Source organism: Leucobacter chironomi DSM 19883, assembly GCF_000421845.1.
Taxonomy (GTDB): domain Bacteria; phylum Actinomycetota; class Actinomycetes; order Actinomycetales; family Microbacteriaceae; genus Leucobacter; species Leucobacter chironomi.
Map to the genome: position 1 here is coordinate 1 of NZ_ATXU01000010.1, position 13,691 is coordinate 13,691.

Annotated in this window: 9 protein-coding genes and 1 rRNA gene; 2 read left to right on the plus strand and 8 right to left on the minus strand. The window is 66.8% G+C overall.

The genetic code is table 11. The features are described 5' to 3' along the window. Positions 1-434: 434 nt before the first annotated feature. From H629_RS14240 to speB, 4 genes are all read right to left on the minus strand, one after another. Positions 435-1,961: ribosomal RNA gene (locus tag H629_RS14240) — 16S ribosomal RNA — on the minus strand. Between the two features lie 751 nt (positions 1,962-2,712). Further along, positions 2,713-4,140 (minus strand): purine-cytosine permease family protein, encoded by a 1,428-nt coding sequence (locus tag H629_RS0111340; RefSeq protein ID WP_024357372.1) that lies wholly within the window; start codon positions 4,138-4,140, stop codon positions 2,713-2,715. Next, a complete protein-coding gene (locus tag H629_RS0111345; RefSeq protein ID WP_024357373.1) occupies positions 4,137-4,550 on the minus strand; it encodes a YybH family protein in 414 nt (137 codons plus the stop codon). Before H629_RS0111345 ends, H629_RS0111340 begins: the two co-directional genes overlap by 4 nt. Before the next feature lie 112 nt (positions 4,551-4,662). Next, on the minus strand, positions 4,663-5,610 hold the full coding sequence (gene speB, locus H629_RS0111350; protein ID WP_024357374.1) for an agmatinase: 948 nt from the start codon (positions 5,608-5,610) through the stop codon (positions 4,663-4,665). A 140-nt stretch (positions 5,611-5,750) separates the two neighbouring features. Between speB and H629_RS0111355 the strand changes: the two genes are divergently transcribed. Continuing rightward, a complete protein-coding gene (locus H629_RS0111355) occupies positions 5,751-6,332 on the plus strand; it encodes a helix-turn-helix domain-containing protein (protein ID WP_024357375.1) in 582 nt (193 codons plus the stop codon). Positions 6,333-6,511: 179 nt separating this feature from the next. On the opposite strand, the gene tyrS is transcribed toward H629_RS0111355, so the two are convergent. Next, positions 6,512-7,837 carry a tyrosine--tRNA ligase gene (tyrS, locus tag H629_RS0111360; RefSeq protein ID WP_036085046.1) on the minus strand — a complete coding sequence of 442 codons (1,326 nt, stop codon included), beginning with the start codon at positions 7,835-7,837 and terminating at the stop codon, positions 6,512-6,514. A gap of 118 nt (positions 7,838-7,955) precedes the next feature. Here tyrS and H629_RS0111365 point away from each other — a divergent pair, with 118 nt between their 5' ends. After that, on the plus strand, positions 7,956-9,752 hold the full coding sequence (locus tag H629_RS0111365; RefSeq protein ID WP_024357377.1) for a YncE family protein: 1,797 nt from the start codon (positions 7,956-7,958) through the stop codon (positions 9,750-9,752). Between the two features lie 81 nt (positions 9,753-9,833). Here the strand turns inward: H629_RS0111365 and argH are convergent, their stop codons facing one another. Genes argH through H629_RS0111380 form a run of 3 tightly spaced genes read right to left on the minus strand, consistent with a single transcriptional unit; the run spans position 9,834 to position 13,629 of the window. Continuing rightward, positions 9,834-11,276, minus strand: a complete 1,443-nt coding sequence (gene argH / locus H629_RS0111370) for an argininosuccinate lyase (RefSeq protein ID WP_024357378.1) — start codon at positions 11,274-11,276, stop codon at positions 9,834-9,836. A gap of 47 nt (positions 11,277-11,323) precedes the next feature. Further along, positions 11,324-12,262, minus strand: coding sequence for an ornithine carbamoyltransferase (argF, locus tag H629_RS0111375; RefSeq protein WP_024357379.1), 939 nt, complete (start codon positions 12,260-12,262; stop codon positions 11,324-11,326). Positions 12,263-12,309: 47 nt separating this feature from the next. Continuing rightward, positions 12,310-13,629, minus strand: coding sequence for a type I glutamate--ammonia ligase (locus H629_RS0111380; RefSeq protein ID WP_024357380.1), 1,320 nt, complete (start codon positions 13,627-13,629; stop codon positions 12,310-12,312). Between the last annotated feature and the right edge of the window lie 62 nt (positions 13,630-13,691).

Below are 13,691 nucleotides of genomic sequence, written 5' to 3' on the forward strand. Positions count from 1 at the left end.
CCCATGGCCGGTGTGCGACCAATGAAATTAAAGTATCAACCAACCCCAACCCACAACCCGCCCCACAAAGGAAACAGAATCATGATTTGACGTTGGCTAGATGCTCGCGTCCACTGTGTAGTTCTCAACGTACGGCCGATCCCACCATCATGGACAACACGTTCCATGACCGCGGGCCAGAAGAAACCCAGTCCACCCACCCCCAAAAGGAGGCGAATCGGCTGGTCTTCCAGGACCCAATAGTATGCACCTGCCGCAACCCCGCTCACACACCCCCACGTTCCAACATCATCTCCACGAAGAAGACCATGCGTACTAGCGCAGGCGAGCAAACAAGCTTGCTTGTTATATGTTCCACCCATGAGCGACTCGCAACGAACGTTTGTCGTTGGTCGAGTCATTCTGCGACAGCAGTGCTGTCGAGTGCTCCTTAGAAAGGAGGTGATCCAGCCGCACCTTCCGGTACGGCTACCTTGTTACGACTTAGTCCTAATCACCAGTCCCACCTTCGACAGCTCCCTCCCACAAGGGGTTAGGCCACCGGCTTCGGGTGTTACCGACTTTCATGACTTGACGGGCGGTGTGTACAAGGCCCGGGAACGTATTCACCGCAGCGTTGCTGATCTGCGATTACTAGCGACTCCGACTTCATGGGGTCGAGTTGCAGACCCCAATCCGAACTGAGACCGACTTTTTGGGATTCGCTCCACCTCGCGGTATCGCAGCCCTTTGTATCGGCCATTGTAGCATGCGTGAAGCCCAAGACATAAGGGGCATGATGATTTGACGTCATCCCCACCTTCCTCCGTGTTGACCACGGCAGTATCCCATGAGTTCCCACCATAACGTGCTGGCAACATAGGACGAGGGTTGCGCTCGTTGCCGGACTTAACCGAACATCTCACGACACGAGCTGACGACAACCATGCACCACCTGTATACGAGTGTCCAAAGAGTCCTGCATCTCTGCAGTGTTCTCGTATATGTCAAGCCTTGGTAAGGTTCTTCGCGTTGCATCGAATTAATCCGCATGCTCCGCCGCTTGTGCGGGCCCCCGTCAATTCCTTTGAGTTTTAGCCTTGCGGCCGTACTCCCCAGGCGGGGAACTTAATGCGTTAGCTACGACACAGAACCCGTGGAACAGGCCCTACATCTAGTTCCCAACGTTTACGGCATGGACTACCAGGGTATCTAATCCTGTTCGCTCCCCATGCTTTCGCTCCTCAGCGTCAGTAGCGGCCCAGAGATCTGCCTTCGCCATCGGTGTTCCTCCTGATATCTGCGCATTCCACCGCTACACCAGGAATTCCAATCTCCCCTACCGCACTCTAGCCTGCCCGTACCCACTGCAGGCCCGAGGTTGAGCCTCGGGTTTTCACAGCAGACGCGACAAGCCGCCTACGAGCTCTTTACGCCCAATAATTCCGGACAACGCTTGCACCCTACGTATTACCGCGGCTGCTGGCACGTAGTTAGCCGGTGCTTTTTCTCCAGGTACCGTCACTTTCGCTTCTTCCCTGACAAAAGAGGTTTACAACCCGAAGGCCGTCATCCCTCACGCGGCGTTGCTGCATCAGGCTTGCGCCCATTGTGCAATATTCCCCACTGCTGCCTCCCGTAGGAGTCTGGGCCGTGTCTCAGTCCCAGTGTGGCCGGTCACCCTCTCAGGCCGGCTACCCGTCGTCGCCATGGTGAGCCATTACCTCACCATCTAGCTGATAGGCCGCGAGTCCATCCATGTCCGATAAATCTTTCCAACACCTCACCATGCAGTGGATGCTCGTATCCAGTATTAGACGCCGTTTCCAGCGCTTATCCCAGAGACATGGGCAGGTTACTCACGTGTTACTCACCCGTTCGCCACTCATCCACCCGAGCAAGCTCGGGCTTCAGCGTTCGACTTGCATGTGTTAAGCACGCCGCCAGCGTTCGTCCTGAGCCAGGATCAAACTCTCCGTAAAAAACATGTGCAACCAACCACCGGAATAAGGCGACCAGCTGCGAGTTTGACCTGACAACAGACCATCATTACTGACAATCTCGTTATCCAAAAAAGGAATCTCCAACACCAACCAAAACAGTCGATGCCGGGGATAAATAATTGGCATATGACAATCAAGTGCACACTATTGAGTTCTCAAAGACCAGACACCACCCGTACCAGCCAAAGCCTTCCGAACAGCAACCTGTCTAACTTACCACTTGAACTCGCTCTTCGCAAATCCAACTCATTTCGATGAACGAGCATCAGAATCACATCCTGTTTCAGGATGGATCTCGGTGGTGAGATCGAGAGTCCCACTTTACACTCCGGAGCAGACTTCTTCAAGTCCCTCTCGGGGTGATCTTCGTGAGATCCGATTCGCAACCGGTCCGGGCCGCTTTCGCTTCCCGCCCTGTCGCGCTGACAAGGGAATACATTACGCAGATCCTGAGCCCCCTGCAATTACCGCCCGAATCCCGGGCGTGTCTCCGCATGATTCCGCGGTTTCTGCCCCCAGCGTCTATTCCACGCGGTCGGCCCGGGACCCCCGAAAACAGGCCCAAACTGGCCCGATTGGGCGGTTCAGCCCCGATTCCCGGGCGTGTCCCGCCCTTGCCGGCCCCCGCAATGCGAGAAGCCGCCCGCCGCCGCCCCACCGAGGTGGGGACGACAGCGAGCGGCTTCCGCTCTCGCGACGTGCCGGGTCCGTATCGAGCCGGCCGCGGCGCTCAGCTCTCCAGGCGCAGCGCGGCGGTTTCGTCGGCACCGTCGAGCAGGTGTCCGGCGGGGTCGGCGTCGCGCCGATCCCGCAGACCGAGCGCTCCCCCGCGGCCGATGACCACCATCAGGCCGAGGTACAGCAGGAAGCTGACCGCGAAGGCGGGGATGTTCGCACCGATGGGGCTGGGGGCGACATAGGCGAGCACGTACGAGAGCACCGCTCCGATCACCCACACGCCCACGGCCACCCAGTTGACGCCGCCCGTGTACCAGTACCGACTCTCGGGGCGCTCGTGCAGGATCTGCCGCGAGTAGCCGCGGTGCTTGAGCAGGTAGTAGTCGGCGATCATGATCGCGAACACCGGCACGAAGAACGCACTGATGACGAACAAGAAGTCGGTGAACTGGTTCAGCAGGCCGAGGAACGTCGAGCCGATCACCGAGATCACACCGAGCACGAGCGCTGTCGGCAGGAACTTCAGGTGCCACTTCGACTGGGCGTTCACCACCGAGGTCACCATGCCGAACACCACCATCGTGTTCGTCGCCATCACCGACAGGAAGATCGCGATGCCGAGCGGCCAGCCGAACTCGGACACGATGGTCGCCGGGTCGAACGGGATCGGCTCGCGGTCGCCGTGCAGCAGCACGGCGCTGAAGGCGACGAGCCCGAGGAACATGGAGATCGTGGTCGACAGCGTGTAGCCGATGCCCGAGCCGACGATGCCCGCGGTGCTGCTCTTCGCGTGGCGGTTCATGTCAGCCGAGAGCACCGTCCACGAGATCGCGGTCGCGATGACCATGTCGAGCGTGATGAACGGGGTGCCGCCGAGTGAGGAGTCGACGGGGATCGCCGCGAACTCGCCGGGGCTGAACGCCCCGAAGGCGGCGGCGAACACGAAGCCCATGACCACGAGGATCGCGAGGGCGAGCCAGGGCTCGACGCGCGAGATGCCGGTGTGGCCGAAGATCGCCAGCACCACCACGATGGCCTGGCAGATCGCTGAGAAGAGCATGGGGTTCGAGAAGCCGGTCGCCTCGTGCACGAGGTAGTTGACGGTGACGCCGGCGAGCATCGCCTGCACCCAGCTCCACCCCATCAGGATGATGAGGTTCGCGGCCGCCGGCACGAGGCTGCCGCGGATGCCGAAGGATCCGCGGGTGAGCGCCATCGTGGGCAGGCCGGTGCGCGTGCCCATGTTGCCGATCAGCACGAGCACGACCACACCGATGAGCGTCCCGACCACGATCATCGCCGACGCCGTGCCGAACGAGACCGCTGGGGTGAAGAGTGTGCCGGTGAGCAGCGTGGTGACCACGAGGTTGGCGGCGAGCCAGATCATCGCGATGCGCAGCAGCGACTGCGTGCCGCGGACGGGGCCCGCGGAGTCGTCGTGGCCGTCGAGGCTGACGGCCATCGTCTGCGGAGAGGTCATGCCTCGCCCCCCTCGCTCGGCACCGTCGACAGGTGCTCGTGGATCGCGATGAGACCACCGGTCTCAGCGACTCGGAAGATGATGCTCTCGCGCTCGATGTAGGAGTCGGGGCCGTCTGCGGAGTCGATGCTCGTGGCGACGGTGTGGCTGAACACGGCGCCGCCGGGGAAGGGCTGCACGAGGCGGTCGGTGGAGCCGCAGGCGGTGACCCGCCAGCCGGAGGCGATCCAGCCCGCCCAGAGGGCTTCGTATTCGGCGCGCGAGCCGAGGCGCGCGGGCTCGGGGTGGAAGATGAAGCTCGCGTCTTCGGCGAAGCCCGCGAAGTAGGCATCGGTGTCGGTCGCTGCGAACGCCTCGATGATGGCGTCGGCCGCGGCGAGCACCTCGGCCTCGGTGGGAACGGTGTTCATGCTGGTGCTCCTTCGAACCTGAAGTGGGGTCTGCCTGCGGGTGGGCGGGCGGATCGGAGCTGCGATAAGCGGCCCCGATCCGCCCCGTTTCTCGCCGGCGGCGGAGGGTGGATCAGTCGCGACCGGCCATGGCGCTCACGAGCTCGTACACGACGTGGCTCGCGGAGACCGCGGTGATCTGGGCGTGGTCGTAGGCGGGGGCGACCTCGACGACGTCGGCGCCGACGATGTGCAGGTCGGCGAGACCGCGGATGAGGCGGAGCATCTCGCGGCTCGTGAGCCCGCCGGCTTCGGGGGTGCCGGTGCCGGGGGCGTGCGCGGGATCGAGCACGTCGATGTCGATGGAGATGTAGAGGGGCTTGTCGCCGACGCGCTCGCGGATCTTCTCGAGGGCGGCGGGGATCCCGTGCTCCTCGATGAACTCGCTCGTGACGATCTGGAAGCCGAGCTTCACATCGTCTTCGAGGTCGCTCTTCCCGTAGAGGGGGCCGCGAGTGCCGCCGTGCATGGAGGCGGTGAGGTCGATGAGGCCCTCTTCGGAGGCGCGGCGGAAGGGGGTGCCGTGCGTGGTGGGCGCACCGAAGTAGGTGTCCCAGGTGTCGAGGTGCGCGTCGAAGTGCAGCACGGCGACGGGCCCGTGCTTCTTGTTGATGGCGCGCAGCAGCGGCAGGGCGATGGTGTGGTCGCCGCCGATGGTGACGATCTTGTCGACCTTTTCGCCGAGTTCGGTGGCGGCTTCTTCGACCTGGCGCACGGCCTCGTCGAGGCTGAAGGGGTTGGCCACGATGTCGCCGGCGTCGACGACCTGCTTGCGCGCGAAGGGCGAGATGTCCTGGGCCGGGTTGTAGGGGCGCAGCAGGCGCGAGGCTTCGCGCACGTGGCTGGGGCCGAAGCGGGCGCCGGGGCGGAAGCTCACGCCGGTGTCGAAGGGCACGCCCACGACGGCGATGTCGGCGGCCGGCACGTCCTCGATGCGGGGCAGCTTGGCGAAGGTCGCGATCCCTGCGTAGCGCGGGGTGAGGCTCGCGTCGACCGGGCCCTGACGCGTGTGTTCGGTCACGTTCCCACTTCCTTTCGAAGTTGTCTTATAGTAAACATGTGAGTTCTGATGGTGAACTTGCATTCACTATAGGCCGGTTCTTCCCGCGCCGTCAACGAAGCCGCGCACCGGATCGGCCTGCGCGGAGAAGGGCAGACGCCATGCGCCCCGTGCACCCCACCGCCGACGACGCACCCGTGCGGATCGGCGCCCAACTGCGCTCCTCCCGTCTCTCCCAGGGGATGACCCTCGAGCACCTCGCCGCGGCGACCGGCCTCACCAAGGGGTTCCTCAGTCGCATCGAACGCAACGAGACCATGCCGAGCGTGCCGACGCTGGTGCAGATCTGCCAGTCGCTCTCACTCCCGGTGGGCAATCTGTTCGAGGCCCCCGATCTGCAGCGGGTCGCCCTCGCCGATGCCCCGCGCATCAATATGGGCGGATCCGGCGCCGACGAGCGCCTCGTCACGCCCCGCACCGAGGAGCGCGTGCAACTGCTGCGCTCCCGCCTGGAGCCGCACGCGAACGGCGGCGATCAGCTGTACACCGTCAACTGCGCCGTGGAATCGCTGCACGTCATCTCGGGGTCGGTCACCGTGGAGTTCGCCGGCCGCGAGGAGACCCTCGATCCGGGCGACACGCTCACCTTCCCCGGCCGCACGCCGCACACCTGGCGCACGTCCGAGGCGGGCGCCGAGGTGGTGTGGGTGCTCGTGCCCGCAGCATGGAGCGGATCCGCGTAGCCGATCGCCGGCCCGATCCGCCGATCCGCCGATCCGCGACCAACGACCAACGACCAACGACCCAGTCGGCCTATAAGTTTCGAGCCGGCCTGCAATTCGCGTGAATTGCAGGCCGGCTCGAAAAAAGTGGGCCGGCTCAGTGGGTGTGCCGGCGGGCGGGCGCGCCCGGGCCGGGCGGCTCAGCCAGCGACGATGCCTGCGAGGGTCTTCTTGCCGCGGCGCAGCACCGCGAAGCGGCCATGGAGCAGATCCGCCGCCTCGAGGGCGCGATCCTCGCTCTCGACAGCCGCGTTGTTCACGTAGACGCCGCCCTGCGCGACCGCACGACGCGCCTCGCCCAGGCTCTTCACGAGCCCGGCCTCGACCATCAGCTGCGCGACCGGTGCGCCGACCACCCCGACCGCCTGCGGCAGCTCCGACACCGCTCCCCGCAGCGTCGCCTCGTCGAGCGCGGTGAGATCACCACGACCGAACAGCGCCTCCGACGCGTCGATGGCGCCCTGCGCGGCGGCCGCACCGTGCACCAGCGTCGTCACTTCGAGCGCGAGACGCTTCTGCGCGGCGCGCTTGAACGGCTCCTCGGCGACCTGGCGCTCGTACTCCTCGATCTCGGCGCGTGACATGAAGGTGAACACCTTGAGGCGGTCGATCACGTCGGCGTCGGCCTGGTTGAGCCAGAACTGGTAGAAGGTGTAGGGGGAGCACATCTCCGGGTCGAGCCAGATGGCGTTGCCCTCGCTCTTGCCGAACTTCGTGCCGTCGGCGTTCGTGATGAGCGGAGTGCCCACGGCGTGCGCCGAACGCCCCTCGACCTTGCGGATCAGGTCGGTGCCGCTCGTCAGGTTGCCCCACTGATCGCTGCCGCCCGACTGCAGCACGCAGTCGTACTGACGGAACAGCTCGAGGAAGTCGAAGCCCTGCAGCACCTGGTAGCTGAACTCGGTGTAGCTGATGCCCTCATCCGAGTTGAGGCGCGCCGCCACGGCATCCTTCTTCAGCATGGTGCCGACGCGGAAGTGCTTGCCCACCTCGCGCAGGAAATCGATCGCCGACATCGGCGCAGTCCAGTCGAGGTTGTTGACGAGTCGCACTGCGTTCTCGCCCTCGCTCGACAGGAAGCGAGACACCTGGCCCTGCAGACGCGTCACCCACTCCGCCACGGTCTCGCGACTGTTCAGGGTACGCTCGGCGGTGGGGCGCGGATCGCCGATGAGGCCGGTGGACCCGCCCACCAGGCCGAGGGGCTGATGACCTTTGAGCTGCAGGCGGCGCAGCAGCAGGAGCTGCACGAGATTGCCCAGATGCAGGCTCGGCGCCGTCGGATCGAAGCCGCAGTAATAGGTGAACGGCTCGCCCTCGAGCAGCTCGGAGAGCGCCTCGGGGTCGGTCGACACGTGCACCAGCCCGCGCCACTGCAGCTCGTCCCACAGAGTGGCGAAGCTGTCGTCGTTGCGCTGGGCGGCCAGGATCTCGGCTCGTTCTTCTGCTACTGACACGCCTGCCATCGTACCGCGACACGGCTAGGGCGCGCCGCCACGCACCAGTAGGAACCACCCATCACAGTGGATCGAAAGGTAAAAGATAGCTAGTTTGGTGCAGTCGAGTATTCGCACGAGGAGGATCATGCGCAAGACCCCCATAAGCCCGGCGCGCCGTTCGGCGGCGCTCGTCACCGCACTCGCAGCGGTGGCGGCATCGTTCACCTGGGCCGGTGCCGCACCCGCGCTCGCCATTCCCGATCCGGGCCCCCAGACGGGCTGGCAGGTGTCCAGCACCTCCACCACCGCCCACCCCGCACCGCGCGACATCACGGCGTCGCCCGACGGTGCGAAGCTCTTCGTCAACTACGAAGCCGGTAATCTGCTCAGCATCCTGAACACCGCCACCATGGGTCTCTCCACCGAGGCACCCCTCAACGGCTGGGGCGAGCCCACTATCGTCACCCTCGCGCCCGATGGCTACCGTGTGCTCACCGCCGGCACCAACGACGTCTACTCGTTGACGCCAGGCACCTGGACCGGCGCCGCGGCGTACGGCCCCGGCGTCGACGCCATGACCTACTCGGAATTCACGGCGACCGTGTTCAGCACCGACGCCGGCCAGCTCTCCGAGCGCGACCCGCTCACCGGTGAGCTGATCCGGTGGGCCGGCCTGGGCGACATGCCCCTGGCCATCGCCGCGCACCCCAGCAGGCCCGTGGTCTACACCGCCGACATGTCGCAGGAGTCGATCAGCGCCATCGATCTCAGCGGCGTCGAGTGGGGCGACATCTGCGGCTGCGAGGACGCCTCGACCGTGCTCGATCTGCCCGGTCTGATGCCCACCGACATCGTCATCTCGGCAGACGGGGCCACGCTCTACGTGCTCGACTACTACGCGAGAATCCTCGCCATCGACACCGCCACCTTCACCCTCGAGCAGACGAGAGACCTCGACGGCGCCGACTTCGCATCCCCCTCGCTCTCGGTGAACCCCGTGACCGGCGAGCTCGTCGCTTCCGACCTCAACGGCACTGTGTTCTTCATCGACCCCGTCAACCTCGAGGTCACCGACACCGTCGAACTCGCCGAAGGTCTCTGGGACACCGCGATCTCCCCCGACGGCACGAAGGTCTACGTGACCAACACCTTCGACAGCCTGATCTCGGTGCTGGAGTACATCACCCCCGCGCCGAACCCCGCGACGAACGTGCAGGCGACGCCCGGCGCACGCCAGGCGGCCGTGGCGTGGACGGCATCCACCACCGGATCCGCCACCTACACCGTCAGCGCAGTCGGCAGCGACGATGTGCTCTGCACCACCACTTCCACGTTCTGCGTCATCTCGGGCCTGCCCGTCGGCCCGGTGCAGTTCGTGGTGACCACGGCCACCGACGCCGGCTCCACGCCGTCGCAGCCGTCCGCAGCCGTCACCATCTCCGCCCCGGCAGCCCCCGCCTCGGTGCCCGCCCCCACGGGTGGCGCCAGCATCGGCTTCGCAGGCGCTCAGCCGACCGCCGCGCGGCTCGGCCAGAAGATCGACGTCGTCGCGACCGGCTTCGCACCATCCTCCTTCGTCGACGTCTCGCTGCACTCCAGTCCTGTGCTGCTCGGCTCGGGGCGGGTCGGTGCCGACGGCACCGCCACCTTCCAGGTGACGATCCCCGCGAGCGGCGTCGAGCCCGGCGCCCACCACCTCGTCGCCTCCGGCTTCACCGCCCAGGGCGCCCCGGCGGCGGCGGTGCGCGAGATCGCACTCGCTTCGACCCCGGCGCCGAAGCCGACTCCGCCCGCGCCGAACAGCGGCGGATCGAACACCTCGGGCGGCAATGCCCTCGCGCGCACCGGCTCCGACGAGCAGCCGCTCTGGGCCGCGACGCTCCTACTCGCTGTCGGAGCAGCAGCCGTCACCGCAGCGCGCGTGCGCCGCCGCGCGGCCTGAACCCAACGCACGACGACACACGACGATGCCCCCGCAGGCCTGGCCTGCGGGGGCATCGTCGTACAGCGGCAGCAGCGCGTGTCAGGCGCGGAACTCCGCGATCCGCTCACCCAGTCGGGCCAGCTGCTCGCCGACGCGCACCTGCGCGGTGCCGCCGGCACCGGTGCGCGAGTTCACCGAACCCTCGATGGTGAGCACCTCGCGCACAGCCGGGCTGAGATGCTCGGACACGCTCAGCAGCTCATCATCGCTCGGCTCGTGCAGCTCCATGCCGCGCTCCTCGCAGTAGCGCACCAGCTCGCCCGAGATCTCGTGAGCATCGCGGAAGATCACACCCTGCTTCACGAGCCACTCGGCGACATCGGTGGCGAGCGAGAAGCCCTGCGGGGCGAGCTCGGCCATGCGGTCGGTGTCGAAGCTCATCGTCGCGACCATGCCAGTGAAGGCGGGCAGCAGCACCTCCAGCTGCTGCACGGAGTCGAAGACGGGCTCCTTGTCCTCCTGCAGGTCGCGGTTGTACGCGAGCGGCAGCCCCTTGAGCGTGGCGAGCAGCCCCGTCAGGTTGCCGATCAGACGCCCCGACTTGCCGCGCGCGAGCTCGGCGATGTCGGGGTTCTTCTTCTGCGGCATGATGCTGGAGCCCGTGGAGTAGCCGTCGTGCAGGCGCACGAAGCCGAACTCCTTGGTGTTCCAGATGATGATCTCCTCGCTGAGACGCGACAGGTCGATGCCGATCTGGGCGCAGATGAACGCGAACTCGGCGACGACGTCGCGGGCCGCCGTGCCGTCGATCGAGTTCTCGAGCGGATCGCCGAGGCCGAGCTCGCTGGCCACGAGACGCGGATCGAGGCCGAGCGAGCTGCCGGCGAGCGCCCCGCCGCCGTAGGGCGAGGCGCCGGCGCGCTGCGCCCAGTCGCGCAGACGCTCCAGGTCGCGCACGATCGGCCACGCGTGGGCGGCGAGCTGGTGCGCGAGCAGCACGGGCTGCGCGTGCTGCAGATGGGTACGGCCAGGCAGGATCGCGTCGGGGTGCGCGGCCGCCTGCTCGGCGATGGCATCGAGCAGGTCGAGCAGGTGGCCCCGGATGATCGCGGCGTGGTCGAGCAGGTAGAGCCGCACGAGCGTCGCGATCTGATCGTTGCGGCTGCGGCCGGCACGGAGCTTGCCGCCCAGCTGCACACCCGTGATCTCGATGAGCAGACGCTCCAGCGCGGAGTGCACGTCCTCGTCGTCATCGGCGGGCAGTGCGCGGCCATCGGCGACGCGGGCGGAGAGCTCGTCGAGCGCGGCGCGCATGTCGCGCAGCTCGTCGTCGCTGAGGTAGCCGGCTGCGGCGAGCGCGGTGGCGTGCGCCTTCGAACCGCGGATGTCGTACTGCGCGAGCACCCAGTCGAACTGGGTCGACTTGCTCAGCGCCGCGAGCGACGGCGACGGGCCGCTCGCGAAACGTCCGCCCCACAGGGCGCCGGCCTCGGCGGCGCGATTGCCGGTCTCCGCAGTGGTGTTCTCGATGCTCTCAGTCACCCGACCAGCCTACCGTTCGCGGACGGTGGGCTCTGATCGCGGAGCGCCTACGCCTGTTCGAGCAGCCAGGCCATGAGGGCCTTCTGCGCGTGCACGCGGTTCTCGGCCTCATCCCAGACGACGCTCCGCGGGCCGTCGATCACCTCGGGGGCGACCTCGTACTCGCGGTAGGCGGGCAGGCAGTGCAGGAAGATGGCGTCGTCGGCCGCGTGCTCCATCAGCTCGGGGGTGACCCGGTAGGCGCCGAAGGTGGCGATGCGCTCGGCCTTCTCCTCCTCCTGCCCCATCGAGACCCAGGTGTCGGTGATGACCGCGTCGGCGCCGCGCACCGCCTCGATCGGGTCGGTGAGGATCGTCACGCTGCCGCCGGTCTCGGCGGCGATCCGCTTCGCATCGGCCACGATGTCCTCGCGCGGGTGGTAGCCCGCGGGGCCCGCCACCCGGATGTGCATGCCCGCGGTGGCGAAGCCGAGCAGGTAGGAGTGCCCCATGTTGTTCGCGGCGTCGCCGACGTAGGTGGCGGTGAGGCCGGCGAGCTCGCCGCCGTTGCGGGCCGCGCGGTGCTCGCGGATCGTCTGCAGGTCGGCGAGGATCTGGCACGGGTGGAAGTCGTCCGAGAGCGAGTTGATCACCGGCACCGTCGCGTGCGCGGCCATCTCTTCGAGGCCGGAGTGCGCGTAGGTGCGCCACACGATCAGCTCGACCATGCGCGAGAGCACCTTGGCGGTGTCGGAGATCGACTCCTTACCGCCCATCTGGGAGTTCTTCGAATCCATGATGAGCGGGTTGCCGCCGAGATCGGCGACACCCACCGAGAAGCTCACCTGGGTGCGGGTGGAGGTCTTGTCGAAGATGACCGCGGCGGTCTTCTGCCCGTCGAGCGGACGTCGCGCGAAACGATCCTTCTTGAGCGCTGCGGCAAGGTCGAGCACCTCGCGCTGCTCGGCGGGGCTCAGGTCGTCGTCTCGCAGGAAGTGTCTGGTCACAGGACCAGCCTACCCGGAGCGCAGACTCCGGGTAGGCGACCCGATGCTCAGTACGTCGTCGCGTAGGCGTCGTACTTCTGCGCGGGATCGAGACCGGCCACCCGGGCGATCTCGGCACGCTTGACCGCGGTGAAGGTGTCGGCGAAGTCGCGCGAGAACCATCCCTGCACGGTCTCCGACTCCGTGAAGGCGTCGAGGGCCTCCTCCAGCGTCGCCGGGATGCTGCGGATGCCGAGCCGGTCGCGCTCCGCCTCGGAGAGCTCCGCCGCTTCGCCGTGCACGATGCTCGGCGCCGGCAGGCCGCGCCGGATGCCGTCGAGGCCCGCCCGGATCAGGCAGCCGAGCACGAGCCACGGGTTCGCGGTGGCGTCGGCCGCGCGATACTCCAGGTTGTACTGCTTCTGATGGTTGGCGCCCGGAATGTCGAAGAGCGGGCAGATCCGCAGCAGCGCCTCGCGGTTGTTCTCGCCGAGGAAGACACCGCCAGCGCTCCACCGGTTGGGCGCCAGGCGCTCGTACGAGATCGGCGCGGAGGCGGCGATCGCCTGGATCGCTTCGGCGTGCTCCAGGATGCCCGCGGCGAAGGAGCCGGCGACCTCCGAGAGCTTGCCGGGCCGGCTCGAATCGTAGGTGACGAACCGACCCTCGCCGTCCTGGAGGCTCAGGTGCACGTGCACGCCGTTGCCGCCGCCGTTCTCCTCGATGATCGGCGAGAAGGTGATGCGCTTGCCGAGCAGGCTGGCGACGTGCCTGGTGATCTCGCGCAGGTAGATGGCGCGGTCGGCGGCGACCAGGGCCGGCGCGGGACGGATGGTGACCTCGAACTGGTTGCGACCGAACTCGGGGAGCCACATCTCGGGTTCGAGGCCGGCATCCTGCAGCGCGGCGACGAGCAGCCCGCCGAGCTCCTCCTCTTCGAGGAAGGATTCGAGCGAGAAGGGCGCGTTCACGGGGCTGCCGTCGTCGTCGCGCAGCATGAACTCGTGCTCGAACGACGACACCACGCTGAGCCCGGTCTCGGCTTCGAGATCCTGGATCGCGTTCTTCAGGAAGCTGCGGGGGTCGTTCTCCCAGGGCTCGCCTGCGGGCGTGTGGATGTCGGCCAGCACCATCGTCGTCTGCTCGCCCGTGTCGTTCAGCGCCACGGTGGCGATGCTCGACACATCAGGCATGAGGCGCAGGTCGCCCACCGAGCCGAAGGGATTGGGGGCGACGATCGAACCGAAGGCGTCGATCGCGAGGTTCGCCGGCACCCAGCCGCAGCCGGTGCTCAGATACTTCTGGAAGTCCTGCTGCGGGAAGGCGCGGCCCCGGGCCTTCGCCGCGAGATCGGAGGTGAGGATGATGCCGAGGGGTTCTTTTCTCATGATGCGTCCTTACATGGTGAGGAGTGAAGGGTACGGGGCGGCGGAGCCGTGCGGCGCCGCCG

Bases quoted from the DNA above. Each gene is read 5' to 3' on its own strand.
- H629_RS0111340 (WP_024357372.1), bottom strand. From the start codon at position 4,140: ATGACCTCTCCGCAGACGATGGCCGTCAGCCTCGACGGCCACGACGAC.
- H629_RS0111345 (WP_024357373.1), bottom strand. From the start codon at position 4,550: ATGAACACCGTTCCCACCGAGGCCGAGGTGCTCGCCGCGGCCGACGCC.
- H629_RS0111355 (WP_024357375.1), top strand. From the start codon at position 5,751: ATGCGCCCCGTGCACCCCACCGCCGACGACGCACCCGTGCGGATCGGC.
- tyrS (WP_036085046.1), bottom strand. From the start codon at position 7,837: ATGGCAGGCGTGTCAGTAGCAGAAGAACGAGCCGAGATCCTGGCCGCC.
- H629_RS0111365 (WP_024357377.1), top strand. From the start codon at position 7,956: ATGCGCAAGACCCCCATAAGCCCGGCGCGCCGTTCGGCGGCGCTCGTC.
- H629_RS0111380 (WP_024357380.1), bottom strand. From the start codon at position 13,629: ATGAGAAAAGAACCCCTCGGCATCATCCTCACCTCCGATCTCGCGGCG.